Raw genomic sequence first — 1,337 nt, 5'->3', positions numbered from 1 at the left:
CGCTCTGCCGGACTGTAAGGGTGCCCCAATCGTCACGAATGATTGCGGTGGGGTAGACTGTGCCCGACGGCGGCAAGGCAAAGACAGTCTGCGGGTTGAACTCGATCTTCATGTGAATCAACGGCACTCGCAACACGGGGCCGTCGGCCAGAGCCGACTGCCACACTGCGGCCTGGCGGGCATGAGCGTCCGCCTTCGCAGTCTCCTGGCGCTGAATGTCCGCATAGCCGTAACGATCGCGGATCGACATCACCTGCGGCAAAGCGACGTTGCCAATGGCACGATGCAACATCTCACCAAGATCGCTGCCCGGCCGCACCTTTTCCCGCCAAGCAGGAGAGAGGCGGTCCAGTAACAGGCAGTAGGCTGGGCCAGAGGCATAGGCGAAACTCCGCACATACCCGTCGCGCTGATCGTATGTTGAGAGGGTGTCGATCGTTGATGGTACCGCCTTGCTGCCGGCGCCGAGACGCTTGCCGGTATATTCGGCGATGCCCTCCAGCATCTCCAACGCATTCTCCCGTTCGGCCGCGTCCTTCGTCAAACCGCGACGGAGCTTTCGGAAAGCGAGCGCGTCGCAGATCGCGGAACGCTGTGCGTCGCCATCAGTTCGTAGCGCCAACGCCAGTGCCCGCCATTCGAGGCGAAGGAGCATGCGCCCATCATACGTGTCGAGATGATCCGGTAGGTCTGCCTTCGGCGGAGGGAGGCGGGCGGGCTGGATGCGGTGATACGATTCATGCATCAATAACGTGTCACGCGCGACCATGTCCGACGGCAGCGGCAGCAAGACCATTATCCAGCGAATTCCGGCCCAGTTGATCGAGGTGTTGGCGATGCTGACGTCCGGGGGGAGCGTCCCGGTGAACAGCGAGCCCTCTGCCCGCAAATCATGCTCAGTCGTATTCCTGTCCGCATAGAGAGTTCGCGTTTCGGGATCGACGAGCATGATCGGTCCGCAAATGCTCAGCCCCCATAGCCGGCCGGCATCGTGCTGACATAAGTCATGCTGTTCGGTGATGGCCTCGCTTGCCACCTTCATACTGCTACCTGACATGGACTGCGCCGATGCAGAAGCGGCGATACACCCAGCGACTCCAGCGATCGTACACCATAGCTGCCGATGATTTTTAGTACGCACTTGCCCGCATTTCCTTCCTTGGTTGGAGGTCTCTAGCGCGTAGATGTATTTTGCCTGTGCCGCCTTGGTACCCTAAGTCATTTTCGAGACACGATCGCAATAAAATCTCAATCTACGGTAAGATATGGAAGATAGCGTGGCGCGGATCGTTGTGGTGGAAGCTGACGACAGTGTTCGTGACGCGATCGACAACCTG

At 59.5% G+C, this 1,337-nt stretch carries 1 protein-coding gene; it reads right to left on the bottom strand.

Annotation, left to right across the window (positions count from 1 at the left end; translation table 11 throughout):
* Positions 1-1,042, bottom strand: a 1,042-nt coding sequence (locus C0V97_RS17845) for a hypothetical protein (RefSeq protein ID WP_127103748.1), incomplete at its 3' end; no start/stop codon positions are given.
* Between the last annotated feature and the right edge of the window lie 295 nt (positions 1,043-1,337).

The organism is Asaia sp. W19 (assembly GCF_003994335.1).
Classification (GTDB): Bacteria; Pseudomonadota; Alphaproteobacteria; order Acetobacterales; family Acetobacteraceae; genus Asaia.
Note: the sequence above shows the minus strand (reverse complement) of the source record. Positions and strands in the feature narration are given on the sequence as shown.